This window comes from Streptomyces sp. NPDC057616 (genome assembly GCF_042800575.1).
Taxonomy (GTDB): Bacteria; Actinomycetota; Actinomycetes; order Streptomycetales; family Streptomycetaceae; genus Streptomyces.
Genome location: NZ_JBHVGU010000011.1, coordinates 1 through 21,925, shown reverse-complemented (window position 1 = coordinate 21,925; position 21,925 = coordinate 1). Strand labels below are relative to the sequence as shown.

At 71.2% G+C, this 21,925-nt stretch carries 22 protein-coding genes; 8 read left to right on the top strand and 14 right to left on the bottom strand.

Annotated features, from left to right (window positions below; translation table 11 throughout):
• The 9 genes from ACFU97_RS15565 to ACFU97_RS15525 form a co-directional block, all read right to left on the bottom strand.
• Positions 1-756 carry a DUF6182 family protein gene (locus ACFU97_RS15565; RefSeq protein ID WP_384256043.1) on the bottom strand — a complete coding sequence of 252 codons (756 nt, stop codon included), beginning with the start codon at positions 754-756 and terminating at the stop codon, positions 1-3.
• The gene (locus tag ACFU97_RS15560; protein ID WP_384256041.1) at positions 753-1,883 is read right to left on the bottom strand and encodes a hypothetical protein; all 1,131 of its coding nucleotides are present in this window, start codon (positions 1,881-1,883) and stop codon (positions 753-755) included. The genes ACFU97_RS15565 and ACFU97_RS15560 overlap by 4 nt, the downstream gene beginning before the upstream one ends.
• 3 nt (positions 1,884-1,886) lie before the next feature.
• Positions 1,887-3,362, bottom strand: a complete 1,476-nt coding sequence (locus tag ACFU97_RS15555; protein WP_384256038.1) for an FAD-dependent monooxygenase — start codon at positions 3,360-3,362, stop codon at positions 1,887-1,889.
• Complete coding sequence (locus tag ACFU97_RS15550; RefSeq protein ID WP_384256036.1) at positions 3,359-4,216, bottom strand: SAM-dependent methyltransferase; 858 nt, start codon at positions 4,214-4,216, stop codon at positions 3,359-3,361. Before ACFU97_RS15550 ends, ACFU97_RS15555 begins: the two co-directional genes overlap by 4 nt.
• Complete coding sequence (locus ACFU97_RS15545; RefSeq protein ID WP_384256034.1) at positions 4,213-5,976, bottom strand: GH3 auxin-responsive promoter family protein; 1,764 nt, start codon at positions 5,974-5,976, stop codon at positions 4,213-4,215. Before ACFU97_RS15545 ends, ACFU97_RS15550 begins: the two co-directional genes overlap by 4 nt.
• Positions 5,973-6,542, bottom strand: a complete 570-nt coding sequence (locus ACFU97_RS15540; RefSeq protein ID WP_384256031.1) for a hypothetical protein — start codon at positions 6,540-6,542, stop codon at positions 5,973-5,975. Before ACFU97_RS15540 ends, ACFU97_RS15545 begins: the two co-directional genes overlap by 4 nt.
• Before the next feature lie 93 nt (positions 6,543-6,635).
• The gene (locus ACFU97_RS15535; protein ID WP_384256029.1) at positions 6,636-7,652 is read right to left on the bottom strand and encodes a ketoacyl-ACP synthase III family protein; all 1,017 of its coding nucleotides are present in this window, start codon (positions 7,650-7,652) and stop codon (positions 6,636-6,638) included.
• A gap of 335 nt (positions 7,653-7,987) precedes the next feature.
• Complete coding sequence (locus ACFU97_RS15530; protein WP_384256026.1) at positions 7,988-8,611, bottom strand: TetR family transcriptional regulator; 624 nt, start codon at positions 8,609-8,611, stop codon at positions 7,988-7,990.
• Between the two features lie 69 nt (positions 8,612-8,680).
• Positions 8,681-9,481, bottom strand: a complete 801-nt coding sequence (locus tag ACFU97_RS15525; protein ID WP_384256024.1) for a BTAD domain-containing putative transcriptional regulator — start codon at positions 9,479-9,481, stop codon at positions 8,681-8,683.
• 391 nt (positions 9,482-9,872) lie between these two features.
• On the opposite strand from ACFU97_RS15525, the gene ACFU97_RS15520 reads away from it, so the two are divergent.
• The 6 genes from ACFU97_RS15520 (at position 9,873) to ACFU97_RS15495 (ending at position 15,435) form a co-directional block, all read left to right on the top strand.
• Positions 9,873-10,754 carry an alpha/beta fold hydrolase gene (locus ACFU97_RS15520; RefSeq protein WP_384256021.1) on the top strand — a complete coding sequence of 294 codons (882 nt, stop codon included), beginning with the start codon at positions 9,873-9,875 and terminating at the stop codon, positions 10,752-10,754.
• Positions 10,751-12,034: an NAD(P)/FAD-dependent oxidoreductase gene (locus ACFU97_RS15515; protein ID WP_384256019.1), complete on the top strand. Its 1,284-nt coding sequence runs from the start codon at positions 10,751-10,753 to the stop codon at positions 12,032-12,034. The genes ACFU97_RS15520 and ACFU97_RS15515 overlap by 4 nt, the downstream gene beginning before the upstream one ends.
• A 55-nt stretch (positions 12,035-12,089) precedes the next feature.
• Complete coding sequence (locus ACFU97_RS15510; protein WP_384256016.1) at positions 12,090-12,368, top strand: acyl carrier protein; 279 nt, start codon at positions 12,090-12,092, stop codon at positions 12,366-12,368.
• Entirely contained in the window at positions 12,361-13,584 is a 1,224-nt protein-coding gene (locus ACFU97_RS15505) for a beta-ketoacyl-[acyl-carrier-protein] synthase family protein (protein ID WP_384256014.1), read from the top strand. The genes ACFU97_RS15510 and ACFU97_RS15505 overlap by 8 nt, the downstream gene beginning before the upstream one ends.
• Positions 13,581-14,720 carry a beta-ketoacyl synthase N-terminal-like domain-containing protein gene (locus ACFU97_RS15500; RefSeq protein ID WP_384256011.1) on the top strand — a complete coding sequence of 380 codons (1,140 nt, stop codon included), beginning with the start codon at positions 13,581-13,583 and terminating at the stop codon, positions 14,718-14,720. The genes ACFU97_RS15505 and ACFU97_RS15500 overlap by 4 nt, the downstream gene beginning before the upstream one ends.
• 97 nt (positions 14,721-14,817) lie before the next feature.
• Positions 14,818-15,435: an RNA polymerase sigma factor gene (locus ACFU97_RS15495; RefSeq protein WP_384256009.1), complete on the top strand. Its 618-nt coding sequence runs from the start codon at positions 14,818-14,820 to the stop codon at positions 15,433-15,435.
• Between the two features lie 134 nt (positions 15,436-15,569).
• Here ACFU97_RS15495 and ACFU97_RS15490 read toward each other — a convergent pair whose 3' ends face one another.
• The 5 genes from ACFU97_RS15490 to ACFU97_RS15470 form a co-directional block, all read right to left on the bottom strand.
• The gene (locus tag ACFU97_RS15490) at positions 15,570-16,364 is read right to left on the bottom strand and encodes a 4'-phosphopantetheinyl transferase family protein (protein ID WP_384256006.1); all 795 of its coding nucleotides are present in this window, start codon (positions 16,362-16,364) and stop codon (positions 15,570-15,572) included.
• Positions 16,361-17,107 carry a 3-oxoacyl-[acyl-carrier-protein] reductase gene (gene fabG / locus ACFU97_RS15485; RefSeq protein WP_384256004.1) on the bottom strand — a complete coding sequence of 249 codons (747 nt, stop codon included), beginning with the start codon at positions 17,105-17,107 and terminating at the stop codon, positions 16,361-16,363. The genes ACFU97_RS15490 and fabG overlap by 4 nt, the downstream gene beginning before the upstream one ends.
• 44 nt (positions 17,108-17,151) lie before the next feature.
• Positions 17,152-17,616 carry an ester cyclase gene (locus ACFU97_RS15480; RefSeq protein ID WP_384256001.1) on the bottom strand — a complete coding sequence of 155 codons (465 nt, stop codon included), beginning with the start codon at positions 17,614-17,616 and terminating at the stop codon, positions 17,152-17,154.
• A 171-nt stretch (positions 17,617-17,787) separates the two neighbouring features.
• On the bottom strand, positions 17,788-19,224 hold the full coding sequence (locus ACFU97_RS15475; RefSeq protein ID WP_384255999.1) for a DHA2 family efflux MFS transporter permease subunit: 1,437 nt from the start codon (positions 19,222-19,224) through the stop codon (positions 17,788-17,790).
• Between the two features lie 32 nt (positions 19,225-19,256).
• Positions 19,257-19,748, bottom strand: coding sequence for an ester cyclase (locus ACFU97_RS15470; RefSeq protein ID WP_384255996.1), 492 nt, complete (start codon positions 19,746-19,748; stop codon positions 19,257-19,259).
• A gap of 219 nt (positions 19,749-19,967) precedes the next feature.
• Between ACFU97_RS15470 and ACFU97_RS15465 the strand changes: the two genes are divergently transcribed.
• Positions 19,968-20,519, top strand: coding sequence for a TetR/AcrR family transcriptional regulator (locus ACFU97_RS15465; protein ID WP_384255993.1), 552 nt, complete (start codon positions 19,968-19,970; stop codon positions 20,517-20,519).
• Between the two features lie 244 nt (positions 20,520-20,763).
• A complete protein-coding gene (locus tag ACFU97_RS15460) occupies positions 20,764-21,795 on the top strand; it encodes a ketoacyl-ACP synthase III family protein (RefSeq protein WP_384255991.1) in 1,032 nt (343 codons plus the stop codon).
• Positions 21,796-21,925 lie beyond the last annotated feature (130 nt).

The following is a 21,925-nucleotide window of genomic DNA, read 5'->3' as shown; positions in this document are numbered from 1 at the left end:
TCAGATCTCCTCTGTCAGTCCCGCGTAGGCCCGGAGTGCGGGCGGGTGGTGTGCGTCGGTGTCGATGCGCAGGGCGGCGTACGCCGCGGACGCACCGGGCAGTTGCGGCACGGAGCGCAGGGTCAGGCGATCCCCGGGGGCGATCAGTCCGTCGATGACCGCTTCGGCCAGGAGGTGGCTCAGCTGGACGAGCGCGCCGGCGACCGTGAGGCCGTCCGTGGCGAGGTACAGATCGCGGTGGACGGCAGGGCGCGTGCGGTGGCGTGGTCCCGGGCTGCCGACGGGGGGAATCCGGACGGTGGCCGGGGTCCAGGCCGTCAGGTTCCGTCGTCCGCTGAACGTCTTGAGCAGTCTGCGCAGCGGAGCGGTCTCCGCGTCAGTGGCCGGGCCCGCCCAGGCCGCCGAACCGTCGGCAGCGACGTGGGCGAACCTGAATCGCTCCCGGAGGTTCTCCGGGCGTCCGGCCAGGTAGAGGGTGCGGGTGAAGGAGCGCCGCCAGCGTTCCGCCTGCTCCGGCGCCAGGGAGAGGGCGAACCGGCAGGTCTCCGGCACCCATTCGGTGAGCCGGACCCCCCTGATGACGGCGACGACGGTCGCCTCGTCCTGCCGGTCGGACGCGTCCCGGGCGGCGATCTCCTCCTTCGCCGCCTGCAGGGACCGCGGGCTGGACAGATCCAGGTGTGCCGACAGATCCGGGCGCACGGCCCTGACCCGCTGCGCGGCAGCGGTGAGCAGCAGTTCGGGGGACAGGGTCATACGAACACCGCCGAGAGCAGGTCGCGATCGGGCGCCGGGCGGCCTCGGCCCAGCAGGAACGAGGTCAGCCGATAGGGATCGACGTAGGTGTGACCGTGCCGGTGTCGCCGCAGCGCGTCCCGATTCGCCTCCGGGCCGCCCCCGGTGACCGCATGACTCAGCAGCTTCTCGGCTCGCCCCAGACTCTTGGTCAGCAAGTCCCGTCGGAAGGACTGCTGTTGCCCCGGCCCGAGCATCGCGATGAAGTACAGCCGCATGCCCAGCCGGCGCACCGCCGGGTCGCAGTCCGTACCGACGGACCGCAGCAGGGCACCCACCGTGTGGTCGTGCCAGCCCCCGTGCCGGGCGGAGGTGATCCGTCCGTCGATGGGCACCCGGCCGATCGCAACCCGCCGCACCTGCGCGCCGGCGACGGTCAGCACGCGTTCCAGCAACTGGTAGTCGGGGTCGAGCTCACGGTCGTACAACAGGACGACCTCGTCGTGCTCGGTGGCGAGCGGCAGCAGGTCACGCAGGGCGCAGGCCAGGTAGTTGGGGCGCCCGTCCGCGGCGACGATCTGGCGCAGCGGCAGCCCGAAGCGTGTCGCGTCGAGGAAGGCCGGGCCGCCGCTGTCCCGGTGGTCCAGGCCCATACCGAGGGCGACCAGCCGTTCGACCATCTCCTCCAGCCCCAGCCCTGGTGGCTGATGATCCATCAGTCCAGGGTCGTGCAGGCCGAGTTGGGCGTAGTGCTCGGCCCACAGGCGCAGTACCCGGGTACTCGCCGGGTGCACCCACCCGCTGGTCTCGACGGATTCGGCGTACGGGCGCAGGGCGTCGGCCGAGGGATGCGTGCCGTTCGCCCGCTGGTCTGTCCGGTATCGCACATAGAGTTCGCCGATGTCCTCTTCCGAGAGGGCCGTGTAGTCGATGTCGCCCTGGGTCCGGTCGAGGAACTCCCAGAATCCGAGCGTCTGTTCAGTGGGGTGGTAGGCCGTGTGGCTGTAGCGGTAGGTCACGTCGGCCAGGTGCGCCGTGGCGCGGAACATCACGTCCGTCCACAGCAGGCCCTTGAGATGGCTGGGCGTCAGTGGCTTGGAGGGGGTGACGGTGACGGGCGCGAGCAGCACTCGCTGACGGCTCTGCACGGTTCATGCCCCTTCCGCCGCGGCGATGGCCCGCACCAGGTCCTCCCGGGTGGGCGGCCGCGGTCCACCGGCCGCGGCGGCTTCGGGGGCGGCGCGTACGCGGTCGCGGAACGCTTCGTTGTCGTAACACCTGGCCGGAGTGGTCAGGCCCATGAGGACGCGGGTGAAACCACGCCACACGGTGGCGTCCGCCTCGGCGGCACGTGCCACCGAGGCGAGCGACGGGCGGCCGGGAACGGCCTGTTCCGGAAGCACCGGTACTGTTCCGTCCGCCCTCGCTCGCCACAGCTCGATGCGCGCCGCGTCGTCCTGGACCGCCTGCTCGAACCACGGCCGGTACAGCTCGTCGGCGAGCCGGGCGGCGCCCTCGCCCGGCGGCTCTCCCGCCGCCGTAGGGGAGTCGAGCAGGTCCGCCAGCCGAAAGGCGTGCGCGAGGGCCAGCGACATCCCGCGGCCGAACAGCGGGTCGGTGACGCACGCCGAGTCCCCCACGGAGAACAGCCCCGCCACGAGCGCCTGGTGGGGTGCGGCGGGGCCGGCGGGCAGGACGACGGCGCGCAGCACGTTGCGGGGCATCGTGATCGTCCGCACGGGCCCCATGGGCTCCGCGACGTCCGGCGCGACCCACGGTTCGAGCCAGGGCGACAGCCGGGCCGCCGCGGTGAAGGCGCGTGCCGTCCGCAGGGCTGCTGTCGCCGGATCCCCCGTCGGCACTCCGAGCGTGAGCGCGAAGACGCCGTTGTCGGCCGGGTGGGCGACCGCGGCGTAGTGGTCCCAGATCCCGCCGGCGGCATTGCCGCGGTTGAGCGGACCGGGAAGGGCGTTTTGGGGACCTGGGGACCTCAGGCGGTAAAAGCGGGTGAATGCGCGCAGGTGCGTGGGGGCGACCAGGTCGGGCGCGACGTGCACACCGAGGGCGCCGAGCCAGGACCGGGACGCGCCCGTGCGTCCGGTGGCGTCCACGACGAACCGTGCGGGGACACGCTCACCGCTCTCGGTGACGACACCGCGGGCCCTGGACCGTGACGCGTCCATGAGCAGGCCGGAGACCTTCTGCCCGTGGCTGATCTCGACGTTCGGCAGGGACCGTACGACGTCCCGCAGCACGAGCTCGAACACCGGGCGGCGCACGGCCAGGGCCACCAACTCCTCGTCGGCCGCCTCCCTGACGAACCCGCCCGCCGTGCGCGGCGCCGCCTCCGTGAGATCGAGCAGCCGGGCGCCTTCCCGGAGTGCGGCCTCCAGCACCCGCGGGGCGCTCGTGCGCAGCACTCGCACTCCGAGCGAGGTGAGGACGTGCGACTGGACGCTCTGCGGGACCCCGGGCCTGCGCCACAGCTCGGCGACCTTGGCCGCGGGGCCCTCGGGCGGTGGCGGGGCGCCTTCCAGGACGCGTACGCGACAGCCCTTCCCGGCCAGCGCCAGCGCGGTGGCGAGGCCCGCGACGCTGCCGCCCACCACCACGGCAGGCGCGGTCATCGCCGCCGGCCATGGACAAAGAACACCCTGCGTACGCCCTCGACGTGCCGCTCGGGAACCGGGTCGGGCCAGCGTCCGAAGTCCGCGCCCGGCTCTCCCGGTTGCACCGCCCGCACATCGAACCCGTGGCCGTCGAAGAGCGCTTCGGGTTCGTCGCTGCCGAACAGCCACGGGCAGCCCCAGCGCTCGAAGAGGTCCAGCAGCCCTCGCATCGGGGGCAGGGTGAGCGCCGCAGTGTTGACGAGGTCGGCGGCGATGCGGCTGCCCGGTGCCGTGATCGCGGCGACACGCTCCAGCATGCGGCGCGTGTCCTGCTCGGGGATGTAGTACAGCAGCCCCTCGAGCAGCCAGGTGGACGGCAGCACCGGGTCGTAACCGGAGGCGACGAGCCGCTGCTCCCAGTCGTCGTCGGTGAGGTCGACGGCCACGGAGCGACGGTCCACCCGCGCACTCACGCCGGCCAGCCGGTCGGCCTTGAACTCCAGGACGGCGGGGCGATCGATCTCGAAGTAGCGGACGTGGTCCGGCCACCGCAGGCGGTAGGCCCGGGAGTCCATGCCGGACGGGGCCAGCACGATCTGTGTCATCTCCGGCTCCGCGGCAGAGCGCTGGAGGTAGTCGTCGAAGAACCGGGTCCTGATGGCGTTGTAGTCGGGGGTGCTGGGCAGGCTCCGCGGACGATCGGGCGGGTACGTCGCGTCCTGGACCTCGGCCAGCAGCTCGGGGCCGGTCTCGCCCACAAGCCGGGCGGCGTAGGGGTCCTCGTAGAGCCTGTCGTCGCGCCGGGTCTCTGCCGCGCGCAGGGCGGCGGTGAGCAGGGCGGTCCGCTCCACCGGGTTCAGCAGCTCCGTCATGCTCGCTCTCCTTGTCGCTCGTCACTTGCCCGGCCGCCGGGCGGCGGAGTAGCGGCACCGGTCAGGCGCCGCCACTGGGCCTCGTCCTGCCGGAACAGGCGGTCCTTGACCTGCGTGGGGCGGATGCCGCCGCCCACCGACGCGTGCCAGTCGCGGTCGAAAGCCGCGGCGTCGAGCAGGAGCAGGTCAGGGGGCGCGAGCCGGCCGTCGGCCCGGGCCCGGGCGTACCCGGGGGACTCTCCCGCCAGCGCGCCGTCGAGCAGAGCGGTGAACCGCTCGGCCTCCGCTCCGGCCCAGGGAGTCCGGGGAGCGATCGCGAACACGTACCGCGCGGCCGTAGGGGAGTGGCGGGACCCCCCGGGCCCGGCGGGCAGTCCGGCCGCCCGCTCCACGCGGCATGCCACGTTGCGCAGTTCGAGGCCGGTGCTCGACAGCGCGGTGCGCAGCGCCCGGACGACGTGCGCCTCGCGCAGCCGCTCCCCCACCGCGTCCCAGCGGGTGGCGCGGCCCGCGTACTCCACACGGGGCACATCTCCGACACGATCCACGACACGGACCACGTCACCGACGGCGTAGCGGTAGAGCCCGCCGACGTGGCTGAAGACGACGTGATACTCGCGGCCCACCTCCAGCTCGTGCGCGAGCAGCGTCTCGGTGCCGGGCGCCAGGTCGGCCTCGGCATCCGCGAACTCGTACACGGACGCCGAAAGGACCAGGCTTCCGGCCGAGGCGTGCCGGTCCAGCGGCACTCCCACCGGGCCCTCGGACGCGGCCACAGGGGCGGGCAGCGCGCTGACCCCCGTGCCGAACTCCTCGCGCAACGCGGGCAGATAGAGCGATGCCACACCGGTCGTCCAGCAGAACAGTGCGCGCAGGCGGGGCCAGATCCAGGCCGGGCGGACGGCGCCGAAGTAGTCGGCGAGGAGCTCGAGTTCGGCAGCCCGCTCCGGGTCCGGGGAGCCGTACGGCAGGCCGCCCAGGGTGCCGTCGCGTACCTCCTTCACCAGCCGCGGCCACCACAGGTTCAGCTGGTACGGAACGGCCGCGATCATCGCCGGATTGATGCCGACGAGCCCGTGCAGATCGCTCTGGACCGCCAGGCGCAGGCGCAGGTACGACTTCTCCAGGTGGTCGTCGGGCGCGACGTCCACGGGCAGTGCCGCCCACGGCGCCGCGGTGCCCAGCTCGGCGGAGAGCGGCTCGCCGAACCGGGCCCCGAAGTCCACCTGGCTGGCGCCGACATGGGGGCGCCCGCTCGCCGTGGTGGACGGGGCGGTCAGCGGATCGTGCTTGAGGTTGAGCACGGCGTCGGGGCGGTGCATCACCTCCGGGACGTGCTCGATGAGGGGAGCCCAGGCCGCATAGTAGAAGGGAAAGAACGTCGTCTGCATGAACCGGGGAGTGACCGGGATCTTCTTGTGCGCACCTGTGCTTCCGCTGCTGGTGAAGTACACGACCGGCGCGTCGGCGGTGAGGAGGTTCTCCTCACCCGCGGCCATGCGCTCGATCAGGGGTGCGTGCGCGGCGTAGTCCTGCACGGGGACGGCCCGGCGGAAGTCGTCGATCCCACGGATGTGCCGGAAGCCGTGCTTCCTGCCGAACTCCGTTCCGGCGTTGAACTCCAACAGATCGGTGAGGACTTGCCGCTGCCGCCCCCGCATGTCCGCGTGCTCGGCGGCCAGTCGGCGGCGCTCGGCCAGTACCCGCTGCCGGTAGCGGTCGGCGTGGCCGGGGGTTCCCCAGCCCTGGGGTGCGCTCATGCGGCGAGCACCTCCCGCACGGCCTGCGCGGTCCGGGCCGTGCTCGGCTGTTCGCCGATCATCGTCACCGGCAGCCGCCGCACCTCCTCGAGCATCAGTTTCCGCAGATTCTTCTGATAGCTCTCGAAGGCGAACCACTCGGGCCTCGTGCCGTAGTGCTCCAGCCGGTTGAGCCGCGCCCCGTCGCCCGAGCGCCGCCAGGCGGACTTCGGCGACACGTCCAGATAGATCACCGCACGCGGCTGGGGGAAGGAGCGCCACCAGGCATACATGGGATTCTCGTCGAGGCCGGCCAGCCGGCACTTCGCGAGGATCTTGTAGTAGTACGAGTCCACGAGCAGCGGCGCCGCGGGGTTCGTGTGCTCCACCTGGTCCCGCAGGTGGACGACGGCGGTCTGCAGCAGGCTCGCGAGGAACTCGGTCGAGTACGCTCCACCGACTTCCGGCAGGACGTCCTCGACCACGTCGCGGCGCAGCCTGGCGATCAACCGGTGTTCCTCGCGGACGTGTTCGCCGTCGGTCGACAGCGTCCGCCAGCCGGGCAGCGAGGCCGACAGCTCTGTCATGACGGAGGACTTGCCCGCGCCATCCGGGCCCAGCAGTACAAAGAACTCACGATCTGTCATCTGCTCTCCTCTTGTTCTCCCCAGCCGGGGCGATCAGTCGGTGACGCGCTGTACGACCAGGCACGACCAGGTGAAACCCCCGCCTCCGCTGAACCCGATGGCGAACTCGCCGGGCGCGAGCAGCTGCCGGTCCCAGAGGTCCGCGAGGTTGGCGATCGCGTCGCCGCCACCGAGGTGCCCGGTGCGGCCAGCGAGGTCGAGGACCTCCGCCTTGAGCACGCCCTGCATGATCGGCAGGTAGAGGAGGTCGATCGTCTTGGGACCGAGGCGGGAGAGGGTCGCGCAGCGGATGCGCGGGTCGTCGGGTTCCAGACCGGCCTCGTCGAGCGCGGCCAGCAGCGTGGCGCGCACCTTCGCGGGCCCCACCTCCGCGAAACGGGCCATGCCGCCGTCCGCGAGAAAGGCCTTCTTGGTGCGCCGCGCGTCGATGGGCACGGAGTGGGTGAGGGGCGCGGAAGCGAACTCGTCCCGGCCGCGGTACATCGACTCCAGTTCGGGCGCGGATCCGAGCGCGAACGACAGGATCCGCAGCCCCGGTCCCGAGCGGCCGACGACGGCCGCGGTTCCGCCGTCCCCGAAGACCGCGTCGTAGTCGCCGCGCCACCGGTCGAAGCCGGGTGCGGCGAAGCGGTCCCCCGTGGTCACGAGGGCGTGGCGGACGGACGGGTCCGCCTCCAGCCGTACCGCCGCCGTGTGCAGTGCCATCGCGCCGGCATGGCACATCTGCTGGACACCGAAGGCGACGGCGTCCGAGGCGCCGAGCTGATCGGCGACGTAATGGGCGGGAGACCAGAAGTCGTGGCCCTGGTGGTGGATCCAGGCGTGGATGACCAGATCCGTCTCCGCGGGCGGCACCCGGGCCTCGGTCAGGGCCCGGCGAGCGGCGCGTACGGCCATCTCGGGGCCGGACAGGCCGTCGGAGACCGGGACTTCGACGGCCCCGGCCGCCGCGGCCTCGACCGCGGTGAGCCCTGCGGCGTCCGCGCTCTGCCGGGCCGGCGGCAGCCAGGTGGTCGCCGCACGAATGGTGAGTACGTTTCCGAACCGCATTTGGGCCGCCCTTGTGTCGGTGTTCACCTCCGCAACTGCGGTGAAACAGAGCCCGCCGGGACGTGTACACGGACACCTTGAGGAACGTGATGTGCCTCACATGTTCGGTGGTCATTTCGGGGGGTTACAGCCCATGCTCGACGCTCACTCCCGCAGAAATGCCTTGCGATCATTTCCGGGGCGAATCCGAGGAATTCACCTGCCGGAAACATATCCTCGGTACGGCATGCAAAGGGCCCGCTCCGGACGAATTCCGGAGCGGGCCTTCGCATGGGACATCGTCTTTGTATGGCAGTGCATCGGCTCTGCCGCGGTCATGGTTCCGCGGTGACGGGTCAGGTCGCCCGAAGGGCACCCGGGTCCGGGGAAATGCAGGGCATCAGCACGGCCCACGCCTCGTCGGTGAACTCCCGCAGATCGTCCGGCGTGGCCCATGGCGCGGCCCGGCGTTCCACCATGAGCAGCAAGCCGACCACGAGCCAGGCGCAGGTCTGCAACGGCAGCCCCTCGCGTACCTCTCGGCGTTCGGCGGCGACCTTCAGGCACTGGCAGACGACGGCCTGAAGCTCACAGCCGAAGTCCCGGGCGGCGGGCTCCGCCTCGGCGGGCCGCACCTCCTGCTGCCCCCGGCCCAGCCGCAGGCCGGCGCGCACGATCACGTCCTGGGCGATCCACTCCACCATGAGCAGGGACAGCTCCCTGAGCACCTGGACGGCGGGCCTGCCGGTCGCGAGCATGCGGGCCGCGGCGTCGCTGAACCGATCGCTGCAGGCTCCCCTGACGGCGTCCGCGAGACCCTCCTTGGAGGGAAAATGGAAGTAGAGAGCCCCCTTCGACACCCCTGCGAGCCGGCTGATGGCCTCCATGTTCGCGGCGGCCAGGCCGCGTTCGTCGAAGACCTCCGCCGCGGCCTGCACAAGCCGGGCCCGCGTCCGCTCGGCCCGCTCCTGCTTGCTCATACCCGTCCCTCTCTCCCCGTCCCTGGGGAACCCTCGCCGAACAGCGCCTCGCTTCCGCGGAAGGCGGTGTCAGGCCGTGCGGCCCTGCGCGCGCTCGCCCACCTCCCGGTGGAGCGATCCGTCGGAGGACAGGATCGCCCGCTGGAGTGCCTGGACCCGAGGCGACGGCTCGAGACCGAGCCGCCCCGCCAGCTCCGCCCGCAGTTCACGGTAGACCTCCAGGGCCTGGACGCGGCGGCCCGCGCGGTAGAGCGCGAGCATGAGCTGCGCGTGCAGCGCCTCGTGGGTACGGTCCCCGGCCGCGTGGGCGACGAGCTCTCCGAGCAGTTCGAAGTGCCGGCCGAGCCGGAGTTCCGCGCTGATGCAGCGGTCGAGCGCGGAGCGGCGCCGCTCCTCGAGCTCCATCTGCCGTATCACCAGCAGCGGACCTGTCGGCAGATCCGCGAGCGCGGGCCCGCGCCACAGGGCCAGCGCCTGCCGGAACCGGGACGCGGCAAGCGTGTCGTCGCCCATCGCGACGGCGCGGTGCCCCCGATCGGCGAGGCGCTCGAACTCCTCGCAGTCCACCGACCCCGCGTCGAGGTTGAGCAGGTAGCCGCCCGGGCGGGTGCAGATGATCTTCTTGGGGTCGAGGCCCGGCTGCGCCGAGGCGATGAGCTCACGCAGCTTCCTGATGTACGTATGAATGGCGGCACCCGCGCTGCGGGGCGCGTCCGCGTCCCAGAGCTCCTGGATGCCCTCCTTGACCGAAATGGTCCTGCCCCGATGCATAACCAGCAAGGCAAGCAGTTTTGCCTGTTTCACCGCGGTCGGCGTGGCATTCACGCCATCTATGTGAACCGTGAACGATCCTAGGACCGAGATCTCCATCGACTTACCCCCAGTTAGTCGTTAGTCACTCATCACCGACCGTAAAAATCCGTCAGTCGGTTTGTCAAGCTCACCCTACTTGAGGGTGGCCGATTCTCGGCGCAACAGACCTGGTCAGAGCAGTGTTACCGCAATGGGTCAAGCTCTATTAAAGACATTTGCCGGGTAAGCCGGATCACTCCGCCTGACGCCTGTGCGAAGACGGTGCCGACAACGTCTGCAATACGTCTGAAGCCCGCCTGTCCTCCGGCTCCAGCCCGCCTCACAGACCACGAGAACGGCCTCCTGTGCGCGACGCCCGGATACCTACTGTCTCGGCATCCGGCCGGCCGCCCAGGGCGAGTCACCGGATCGCGTCCACGAGGTGACTCGAGAGGTGACACGAGTGTTGATGGCAGACCGACAAGCACCGCACGGTGCGCCGTGGCGGCAGGTCGTCGACCATGAGGTCGACGGCGAACCGCTTCGCGTGTGGGAGAACCCCGCGCAGGCCCCGCAAGGGCCGAGCCTCGTCCTCGTCCACGGTTTCGAGGAGAGCTGGGAGAGCTGGCGGCCCCTCACCCGTCGACTGCCCGCCGGCTTACGGCTGTTCGCCCTCGACCTGCCCTGGCGCAGCGGCTCACGCCATCGCTGGACGGACGGTGGCACTTCCACCACCTGGCTCGAACGCGCTCTTGAACTCCTGCCCGTGCACCCCGCCGCCGTGGTGGCCCACTCGTTCGGCGCCACCACCCAGCTCGACCTGCTCACCCGGCCCACTCCGTTCTCGGCCGTCCCCACCGCGCTGGTGGCACCGGTCTACCGGCCGCACGACGTGCCCGTCGACCCCCGTTTCTTCGGTGAGGCCGTCGACCGGTTCCGCGGCGTCCTCGCCGACGGCCTGCGGGCCCAGATGGGCCCACGCGGCGCCACGGTCCCGCCGGACATCGTGGAATCGATGATCGGCAAAGTGCGCGAACGCGTGGAACCGCACGGCTTCCTGCAGTTCTACGCGACTCTCAGCCGCACCCCGCACCTCCCGCTGAACCTCGTAGAGGCGCCCGTCCTGATCGTCAGCGGGACCCACGACGTCTCGGCGCCCCCCTCGGCCGTCGACGAACTCCGGTCCTCGATCCCCGATGTGCGGGTCCATCAGGATCCGGCTCTCAGTCACTTCTGCCAGCTGCAGCAGCCGGACCAGGTGGCCGAGCAGCTCCTCGGCTTCCTGACAGAGCTGGGACTCCACCACTCCGACGAACTGCACCACACCTCCAAGGAGGCGATCAGCGCATGACCAGGCTTGAGCGCGACGCGTACGACTACGACGTCGTCATCAGCGGAGCGAGCGTCGCCGGCAGCGCCGCGGCAGTCCTGCTCGCCCGCCGCGGTGTCCGCGTCGCACTGCTGGAACGCCGCTCGGACCCCGCGGCGTACAAGGTGCTCTGCACCCACTACCTCCAGCCCTGCGCCTACCCCGTGCTCGACGAGCTCGGGCTCATCCCCGCGCTGGAGAAGGCTGGCGCCGTCCGCAACGAGGCCCGCTGGTACACCCGTTGGGGCTGGATCGAGCCGAGGGCCGCGCCCGCCGGCCCCGAGCTGCCGTACGCCTACAACGTCCGGCGCAGCACCTTCGACCCGCTGATCCGGTCGCACGCGGCGCAGACTCCCGGCGTCGATCTGCTCCTCGGCCACAACGTGACCGGACTGATCCAGGGGGCCGGGCGGACCGTGGGGGTGCGTGTGTCGACACCCGACGGCGAGCGCGAGATACGGGCCCGCCTCGTGGTCGGGGCCGACGGCAAGGACTCGTCCGTGGCGAAGTTCGCGGGAGTTCCGGCGCGGCAGCACGAGAACGAGCGGTTCAGCTACTTCGCGCACTTCCGCGATCTGCCGCTGCGGGACGGAATCACGCATTCCTGGTTCCTCGAGCCCGACATGGCCTACGCGATGCCGAATGACGACGGCGTGACGGTCGTCGCGGTGATCCCGGACAAGAAGCGGCTGCCGGCCTTCCGGGAGGACCTGGAAGGCAGCTTCCTGGAGTTCGTCCGCTCCCTTCCCGAGGCGCCGCCCATCGACTCCGCCGAGCGCATCACGAAGATCACCGGCACCGTCAACTACCCGCTGCACAGCCGTAGGCCGACCGCACCGGGCGTCGCGTTCATCGGCGACGCCGCCACGACCGGCGATCCTCTGTGGGGCGTCGGATGCGGCTGGGCCCTGCAGTCCGCGCAATGGCTGACCGAGGCGGTCGCCACAGCCGCGACCGGTCGCGGCGACCTCGACAAGGCGCTGGTGGCGTACGCACGCCGGCACCGGCGCGGGCTGCGCGGACATCAGCACCTTGCCGCCGACTACGCCAAGGCCCGGCCGTTCAACCCCTTCGAGCGGCTGATGTTCTCGGCTGCGGCCCGCGACGAGTCGATGGCCCGGCACATGCATCTGTTCGCATCCCGGCTGATCGGCCCGCTGCGCTTCCTCAACCCGGTCGCGCTGGCCAAGGCCTCGGTCGTCAACGTCCGGCATCGCGGCGCGGCCGTGCCCCCCGTGCACCTGTCGCACACCGGCTCATGACCGGCTTCCCTCGCACTCCACTCGTCCCTGGCATCCATCCAGAAAGGCACATCCCATGAGCACCGACATCACCACCGCCCTCACCGCCGAGCAGGACGCGCAGCTGCGGGAGATCATCATCGAGGTACTGGAGCTGGAGGCGGACGAACTGACCGACACCAGCAGCTTCATCGACGACCACGACGCGGACTCGCTGCTCGCCATCGAGATCCTTGCCCGTATAGAGAAGGACCTCGGCGTCACGATCCCGCAGGACGACCTGACCGAGATGGGCAACCTCGATGGCGTGCGCGCCGTGGTCGTCCGCAACCTCGGGGGCGGCCAGGATGCCTGAGCCCGGGACCCGCCGTGTGGTGGTGACCGGTCTCGGAGCGGTGAGCAGCGCCGGTATCGGCGCGGCCGAGTTCACCGCCTCGATCCGGGCCGGCCGCCGTTCCACCTCTCCCATCGCCTCCTTCGACACGACCGGCTTCCCGCACGTCCACGCGGGCGAGGTGCACGACTTCTCCCCCGCCGACTGGCTGCGCCGCATCGAGCCCGAACAGTGGGGGCGCAGCGGCCAGTTCGCGGCATCGGCCGCCCGGCTCGCCGTCGCGGACTCCGGTCTCGCCGAGCCCGAACTGTCCAGGGCCCGCGCGGGCTCCGTGATGGGCACCACGAGCGGCGAGTCGGCCGTCATCGAGCAGCTCGTCGCCCAGTGGGCGACCGACGGCCTCAAGTCCCTGGACGCGGGACGGGTGGCAGCGGTCCCGGCCGGGCGGATCGCGGCTGCGGTCAACAGCGAACTCGGCCTGTCCGGCGAGGCGTTGACGCTGGCCACCGCTTGCTCGGCGAGCAACTACGCACTCGGCTACGCCTACGACATGGTCGCGGGCGGCGAGGCCGACTACATGCTGGCCGGCGGCGCCGACTCGGTGAACCGCTGGGCGCACGCCGGGTTCTACCGGCTCGGCGCGCTGGCTGAGGAGGTCTGCCGCCCCTTCGACGCGAACCGCACCGGCATCCTCACCGCCGAGGGCGGGGTCGCCCTGCTGCTGGAGCCGTACGACCGTGCCGTCGCCCGCGGCGCGCGGATCTACGCCGAAGTACTCGGCTACAGCGTCAACTGCGACGCCGAGCACATGGTGCACCCGGATCCGACCAGCATCGCCGCCTGCATCAGGGCGGCGCACCGAAGTGCAGGCGTGACGCCCGAGCAGATCGACTACATCTGCGCCCACGGCACCGGCACCCGGACCAACGACGCGACCGAGGTGGCCGCCGCCCGTGAGGTGTTCGGCGACCGCATTCCGCCGATCAGTTCCATCAAGTCGATGATCGGCCACACCATGGGCGCGGCCAGCGGGTTCGGCGCGCTGATCTGCTGCCAGGCCCTGTACGAGGGGTTCCTCCCGCCGACCGCGGGCGTCGAGGACATCGACCCGGGGCTCGGCGCGGGCGTCGACCCGGTGCCCGGCACGGCCCGGCCGGCCCGGCCGCAGGTGGTGCAGAACCACGGGTTCGCCTTCGGCGGCAACAACGCCATCACCGTTCTCGGGAGGGTCGCATGAGCACCGCCACCGTCGGCACTCCGACCACCCGCACCGCGGCGGACCTCGCGCCGCTCGCAATCACCGCCGTGGGCGCGGTGACCCCCGCCGGCCTCGGGCTGGAGGCGCTCGGCCGCGCGGTGGCGGCCGGCCTGCCCGGGCACGCCGAGCCGCCCGTGCAGGAGGGCGAGACCCTGCCGCCGCGCCCGGCCCGTGCCGTGCCCGATCTGAAGGTGGCCGAGCTGATCGGCCGCAAGGGCACCCGGCATCTCGACCGCACGACCAAACTCGGGCTGGTGGCCTGCCGGCTGGCCCTGGACTCGCTCCCCTCCCCGGTGGGCAGCGGCACCGGGGTCGTGCTGGGCACCAGCACCGGAAGCATCCGCAGCTCCAGCGAGTACTCCCTGGAGACGCTGCGCCAGGAACGTCCGTACCTGGTGAACCCGAGCCTCTTCCCCAACACCGTGATGAACTGCGCGGCCGGCCAGATCGCCATCCGGCACGGCCTCAAGGGCGTCAACGCCACGCTGGCCGGCGGCCATCTGGCCGGTGTACAGGTGCTGCGCTACGCGCGCAACGCCCTACGGCAGGGGCACGCGGACCGGCTGCTGGTCGGCGGGGTCGAGGAGTTCTGCGCGCAGAGCGCATGGGGCTGGCACCAGTCGGGTTCGCTGACCGCGGACGCCGCGGTGGGTGAGGGCGCGGCCGTACTGGTCGTCGAACCGGAGGAGGCGGCACGGGCCGCCGGCCGCCGGGTGCTCGCCCGCGTGCTGGCCTGCGAGACGGGCTACGCCGCGCGCGGCAGCCTGACTCAGGGCCTCGCCTCGGTGATCGGCTTGGCACTGGAGCGCAGCGGCAGGACACCGGCCGAGGTCACCTCGGCCTCCCTGGGCTCCACGGGTCATGTCGGTCTGGACCGCATCGAGGAACGCGCCCTGCACAGCGCGCTGGGCGGCCGGCTGCCCGACCAGGTCATACGGGTCAAGGAGTCGGTCGGTGAATGCTTCAGCGCCGGTGGCGTCCTGCAGATCGCGGGACTGCTCGGGCTGTGGCAGCAGGAGGGCGCAGGCACCGCGCGGACCTCGGTCGTGACGGCGGTGAGCAGGGACGGCCAGGTCGGCTGCGTCGTCCTCGACACGGACGCCCTCGCCGGCTGACACGGGCCGCCGCCCCCATGAGCGGGGGCCGGGGAGCACCGTCGATGCCCCGCTCCCCGGCCCTCCACCACCCCTGAGCAACGGCAGGAAGGAAGCCATGTCTGCGACGCGGACGCATCCCGCGCAAACGGCTGCCCGGGCCCAGAGCCCCGGCGAACTGATCGCCCTGTGCCGCACCGGGTCCCAGGACGCCTGGTCGGCGCTGGTCGCACGGTACGCCCCGCTGGTGTGGACGGTTGCCCGCTCTCACCGGCTCTCCGACGCCGACTGCGAAGAGGTCTTCCAGCTGACCTGGCTGCGGGTGTACCGGAGCCTGCCCCGGCTGCACACACCCGAGCGGTTCCCCGCCTGGCTGACGACCTGTGCCCGGCGCGAGAGCCTCAAGCAGTACGAGCGCTCCGGCCGTTACGTGCCCGTGGGCGACGGCGGAACGCTCGACCGGCCCACGGCGGCACAGCCCGGCCCCGAGGAGGGCCTCCTGGTGCGCGAGCGCGGCGCCGAAGTCCTCGCCGCCCTGGCCAGGTTGCCGGACCGGGACCGGCAGCTGCTCGCACTGCTCAGCGCCGACCCCTCGCCGGGGTACGACGAGGTGGCCCGCCGCCTGGGCATCGCCCGCGGCTCGGTGGGGCCGCTGCGCGGACGTGCGCTACGGCGCCTCGCCGAGCAACTGCGGATCATCGACGGCGCCGGCGACGCGGCTGCCACGGCGATATGACGTACCGTCGCCCGGCCCGTCCGGCTCACGGCAGGTGCCCGCGTCGACGGCGTCACCCGGCGGGGGCAGCGGCCAGGCCGCCACCGCCCGGACCAGCGCGGGCGGCGGCGTGCCCACCGCGCTGCGCACTTCGTTCAGCAGCCGGTCGTCGTCCGGTTCGGGTTCGTGCCGTCCGGACCTGGTGTCCGACATCCGCTACCTCCCGCGGTCTCGGTCCGCTCCACTAGGTCCACTATCCGTGCCGCGAGCAGTGTTGCGCTGCGCACCCGGACTCCCGCCGATGGTGTCCCGGGCAGCGCCGCCGCGGCGACGTATCCCTCGGGCGGGTCGAGGCTGATCAGCCGCCAGGCGCCGCCCTTCCGGTCCGGGGCCGCCTCGACGCCGTGCGCGAGCCCCGTCCCGATCCCTTTGAGATACGCCTCCTTCCGCACCCAGCAGCGGACGAACGCCGCCTGCCGCTCGGCCTCGGGCAACCCTTCGAGCAGCCTCCGCTCGTCGGCGCAGAGCCACCGCGAGACCGTACGCACGGTGCTCGTCCGGACCGCGGACGCCTCCAGATCCACCCCGACGGGCCGGTCCGCGAAGGCGTAGAGAACCAGGTCGCCCGAGTGTGCCATCGAGTACTCGAGGCCCCCGGCGTCCGGTGTACGGGGGCGGCCGTGCGGCCCGCCACAGGCCGGGCACGCCGCACGGCGAATCGTCAACTCCGCTGGTTCCCGCCCCGTGTAGCCCGCGAGCAGGGCGCGCAGACCCGCGTGTGCCATCACCTTGCGGTGCCGGTGGAGGGGTCTGCGCAGCCGCGCGGCCCGCTCCCGCTGCCCGGCGTCGAGCAGCCGGGCAGCGGTCTGCGTCGCCGCACCCGGCGGCGGCACGGCGAGCCACCACAGGTGCAGCTCGTCCGGGCCGGTCGGCGGATGCGGCGTGGTCACAGGGCCACTCCCCCGTCGACCTGGAGGACCTGGCCGGTGATGTAGGAGGCCTTGTCGGACAGGAGGAACGAGGTGAGGTCCGCGACCTCCTCGGCGGTGCCGAAGCGCCGCAGCGGCACGGAGGCCAGGGCCTCCGCGCGAGCCTTGTCGCCGAGTTCACCGGTCATGTCGGTCTCGATGAAGCCGGGGGCCACGACGTTCACGCGGATGCCGTACCGGGCCAGTTCCTTGGCGAGCGTCCGGCTCAGGCTGTTCACTCCGCCCTTCGAGGCGGCATAGTTGGCCTGGGTGGCATGGCCGTAGACGCCGGCCACCGACGAGACGTTGACGATCGCTCCGGCACGCCGCTTGAGCATGCCGAATCCGACCGTGCGGCAGAAGTTGAACGTACCGGTGAGGTTGGTGTCGATCACCGACGTCCAGTCCTCGACCGGCATCATCACCAGGTGGTTGTCCTTGACGATGCCGGCCGAGTTGACCAGGGCATGCGTCGGCCCCAGTTCGTTCTCCGCCCGCTTCACGAACGTGTCCACGGCCTGGCTGTCGGCCACGTCGCACGGCTGGTGGAAGCAGGTGGCTCCCTGCGCGCGCACCAGCTCAGCGGTCGCCTCCGACGCGGGGGAGGCGGTGCGGCCGCAGAAGGTGATGTCGTATCCCTGCGCGGCGAGTTGTACGGCGATCGCGCGTCCGATACCGCGCGATCCTCCGGTGACGATGACGTGGCGGCGTTGACCGTCGTGCATGGTGAGGGCTCCTTCGCGAGTGGGTCGTCCGGGCGGTGTGAGGGTCACGGAGTGGGCAACGGGGCGCCGAGCCGTACGTAGACGTCCATCAGGTCGTCCGAGAGCCAGTACTCGGCGATGCGTCCTCGCTCGTCCAGCCGCAGCACGTCCGCCCCGCGCAGTGTGACGGGGGTGCCCGGTGCCGCGGTGGCGCCGGCGGGGCGGCCCGACTGCCAGGTGCCCTCGAAGATCCACCGGGCGATGACATGGTCCCCGTCCACGAAGGGGCCGAGCGCGGTCCTGATCCGGGCGTCCGTGAACGAGGAGCGGAACGCGTCGATCCAGCCGGTGAACTGCCGGGGAGTGCGCAGGGCCGCGGGGTCGGGCATCCCGTACTGCGGTATGTGGAGCGTCAGTTCGTCGGCGAGGATCTCCTCGGCCCGGTCCCGGTTGCCGTTCCAGAGCTCCATCCACTTCTCCCACAGGACCGTCTGCGGGCGGAGGCCCTCGGCGGGCAAGGTGTCCGTCATGCGTGCTCCCAGGGCGTGAGGTGGTCGTCCGTGTGTCCGTACAGAGCGGCGCGAAAGGCGTCGGATACAGTGCGGCGCCCCACGAAGCCGAGAGGCCGGGTGGCGTGGCCCATGTGGCCGACGCCACCCGGCCTCTCGGCGGGCGAACAACTGGTTCCGGAGGAGACCTGACTAGGTGTTCTTGGGGCGGTCGGGGCGGAGCGCCAGGGCTGTCAGTGCGGTGGCCGCGGAGGCCGCCGCCGTGAACCACCAGCCGTAGCGGAACGCGGTCAGGGCCGCGCCGGAGTCGCCGGGATTGCCGATGAGCACCACCAGGATCGAGACGCCGAGCACGAAGCCGACCTGGCGCACCATGTTGTTGAGTCCCGAGCCGGTCGCCACGGAGGTCGGCGGCAGGTCGCGGGTGCTGGCACCCATGAGCGGGGCGAGCGAGAGCCCCATGCCGATACGGGTCAGCAGCACGCCGGGGAGCATGCCCAGCGCGTAGTTGGACTCGACGCCGACGGCGAGCGCCCACCAGGCCGCGCCCAGCGCGATGACCGTCGAGCCGAGCACGATCGACAGCACCTGCCCGATCTTGGCCACGAGCTTGCCGGAGAGCACCGACAGGAAGGGCAGCATCAGGTTGCCCGGGGCCATCGCCAGACCGGTGGCCAGCGCCGACCAGCCCCAGATGTTCTGGCACCACAGGGAGACCGAGAGGACGGTCGCCGCGAAGCTCATGTAGTAGAGGGCGGAGGCGATGTTCGCGATGGAGAAATCACGGATCCGCAGCAGCGCGAGGTCGACGACCGGGCTGGTGTGCCGGGCGGAGCGAACCAGCAGCAGCACGGTCAGGACCACGGCCCCGGCGAGCGAGCCCAGCACTGCGCCCGAACCCCAGCCCCAGTCGGGGGCCTTGACGATGCCGAGCGAGAGCAGGCCGATGGCGGCCGCGAGCAGTGCGGAGCCCAGCAGGTCGGGCATCGCGGGCTTCTGGCCGCCGCCGGACCCGCCGGGGGTGAGCACCTTGGCACCGACGATCAGTGCGACGACACCGACCGGCAGGTTGACCAGGAAGATCCAGGGCCAGGCGACGTTGACGAGCACGCCGCCGACCAAGGGGCCCGAGGCGGCCGCGACACCGGCGGCGGTGGCCCAGACCCGCATGGCCTTGGCCCGTTGCTCGGGTCCGTAGGTCACCATGAGCAGGCCCATGGAGGTGGGACCCAGCGCGGCGGCACCGACGGCCTGCAGTACCCGGGCCGCGTTGAGCGCGGCCACCGAGCCCGAGGCGGCGCAGAGCCCGGAGGCGATGGTGAAGACGGCCAGGCCCGTGAGGAAGACGCTCTTCATTCCGAACCGGTCGGCGAAGCGTCCCGCGGGGATGAGCAGGGCCGCGAAGACGATGGCGTAACCGTTGAGAACCCAGGACAGATCGGCGACGGACGCACCCTTGAAGTCCGCGCCGATGGCCGGGAAGGCGACGTTGACGATGGTCAGGTCGAGGGTCGAGATGAGGATGCCGGCCGAGATCGTGCCGGCAGCGAGGCTGCGGCGCCTGTCCCGGCGCGTGTTCTCACCCGCAGGCTGGGCGGCCGGGCGGCCGGTCACGGGTTGCGTGGTCATGAGAGGCCTTCCAGAAGGACGGTGACGGTCGGTCAGTCGGTGATGAGACCCAGCTGGGTGAGCAGGCCGAGAGTGTCTGCGACGGTCCAGTACTCGGTGAACCGGCCGTTCTCGATGCGGAGGATGTTCATCCCCACGTGCTCGGTCGGCGTGCCGATGGGGGCGGTGGCGCCAGGTGTACCGCCGCGGTGTACGGCGGTCGCGCGGTAGCGGCCGGCGACGAGATCGCCCTCGACTATCGGGCCCGGCTCGTCGGTGAAGTGCAGCTCCTCGAGAGCGGCACGGGTACGGGCGATCCATGCGACGAGTCCATCCCGGTCGCGGATCTCGTCGATGGCGGCGGTCTTCATGCGCCCGGCCAGGCTCGTGCCGTGGACGGTGAACTTGTCCGCGAGCACCTCGTCGGCACGGGCCAGGTCGAGTTCGCCGTTCCACAGGGCGTTCCACTTGGCCCACAGGTCGCGGGCCGCCGCCGTGTCCGTGGCGGTGGTCGCGCCGGGTGTGGTCTGGGCTGATTCGGTCATGGATGACACCTCTCTACGGTTCGCACTCGGAAAACGGGAGGTCGAGGGGTGGGGAACCGCCTGGAGCCCTGCGGGGGACTCGGGCCCCAGGCGGCGTCTGTCGGCACACCCGAGGGGCGGCCGGAACCTCAAGATAGTAGTTAGTCACTACTCAGTCAAGGCCACTGAAGCAGCCCCCGGCGGGTACTGCACGGACGTGATGCGTGGTTACATGTGAACATGGAACGAATGACGGCCGACGATCGCCGAGCCCAAATCCTGCGCATCTCCGCTGAGGAATTTGCGCGCACCGGCTACTACGGCACCTCGGTTGAGACAATTGCCCGAAAGGCAAATATCAGCCAGCCGTACGTATTCCGCTTGTTCGGCACCAAGAGGGGCCTCTTCATTTCCGTGATGGAGGACTCGTTCGACAAGATCGTCGAGACGTTTCAGCAGGCCAGCACGGGTTTGAGCGGCGTCGAAGCGCTGGTCTCCATGGGTAATCGGTACCGGAAACTGGTGCGCGACAACAGGACCTTCCTCCTTATTCAGCTGCACGGTTTCGCCGCCTGCGACGAGCCCAAGATCCGAACCGCGGTACAAAATGGATTCGGCCGCATGTGGCAAGTCGTACAGGAAAATTCGGGCGCAGACGATGTCACCGTCAAACAGTTCTTGTCCCTGGGCATGATGCTGAACGACATGGCCGCCATGGACCTGTGGAGCCTGGACGAACCCTGGGCCAAGGCCTGCGTCATCGCGCTGCCCGTGGAGAACTGGTCACGCTGACACCGAGGGCCCGTTCGTACAGATCCGGGCCGCGACCGCATACGTACACCTGGCCGCGACCGACTTCCTCAAGGCCGGACCGCGACACACCGGCTGGATCGCTGTCGCCATCCGTATGTCTGTCGCCGCCGCTGTATCTGTCTCTGTCCCTGTATCTCTTCCGCCGGACCCGGGTTCTGTCCTGATGCGCCGGCCCACGAGGGCCGGCCTCGTCGACGGGCGATGCCCGGGACAGGAGCCTGAGATGCGCTTCAGGGACGGCCTGACGATCAGTGCGGCGGTGACCTGGCTGCCTGAAACGACCGAGAGTGCGTACGCGCAGGTGGCCGACGGCCTTCTCGACCCGGACGGTCCCGCCTCCGCCGGAGTGGTCGAGGTCCCGGTCTCGCATGACACGTCGGCCCCCGACATGGCCGTACTGGCCGGGCGAGATGCCTTGTCCCGAGCGGGAGTCGAGGCCGCGGACGTCGGCCTGCTGCTGCACAGTTGGATCTACCACCAGGGACACGACTTCTGGTCCCCGGCCCACTATGTGGCCGACGGCGTCGGAGCGACGGCGGCCGTCCCGTTCGGCGTCCAGCAGATGTGCCACGCCGGCGCCATGGCCCTCCACACCGCCGCCGTGCAACTCACCGCCGATCCTTCGCTCAGCACCGCGCTGGTCACCACGGCGGACCGCTTCGCCTCCGCGGGATTCGACCGCTGGCGTGGCGACTACCAGGTCGCCTACGGGGACGGCGCCACCGCCGCCGTCCTCGGCCGGTCCGGCCCCGGACTCCGGCTCGTGGCACACACCGTGCACGCCGCGCCGGAGATGGAATCCATGTACCGGGGGGACGACGGGTTCAGCCCCGCGCCACTCACCCACAGCCGCCCGATCGACATCCGCCGCACTAAGCGTGCGTTCCTTGAGGCGGGCGGCATGGACCGGTTCGCCAAGACGGGCCCCGAGGCCGTGCGCGACGTGCTGCTGCGGGCCCTCGAAGAAGCCGGCCTGGCACCCGAGGATCCGCGAATACGATGCGTCGCGCTGCCCCGACTGGGGCCCAAGGTCCTCGAGTTGATGTACCTGCCGGTCATCCGGGAGCTGGTCCGGGCCAAGCCCGTGCACTTCGGTGCCCACACGGGCCATCTGGGCTGCGGTGACATCGTGGCCAATCTCGCGGACATCGTCCGAGAAGACCTTCTGGCACCCGGCGAGTTCGCCCTCGTGCTCACGGGCGGCGGCGGATTCACCTGGTCGTGCCTCGTGGTCCAGCAGCCGGGCGACCGGTGAGGGGCGGGACGATGACGACGAACCGTACGGCAGAACTGCACGAGATCCGTGCCCGGGCGCTGGCCGGGCCGAGCGAGAAGGCGACCGAGGCGCAGCATGCCAAGGGCAAGCTGACCGCGCGGGAGCGTAT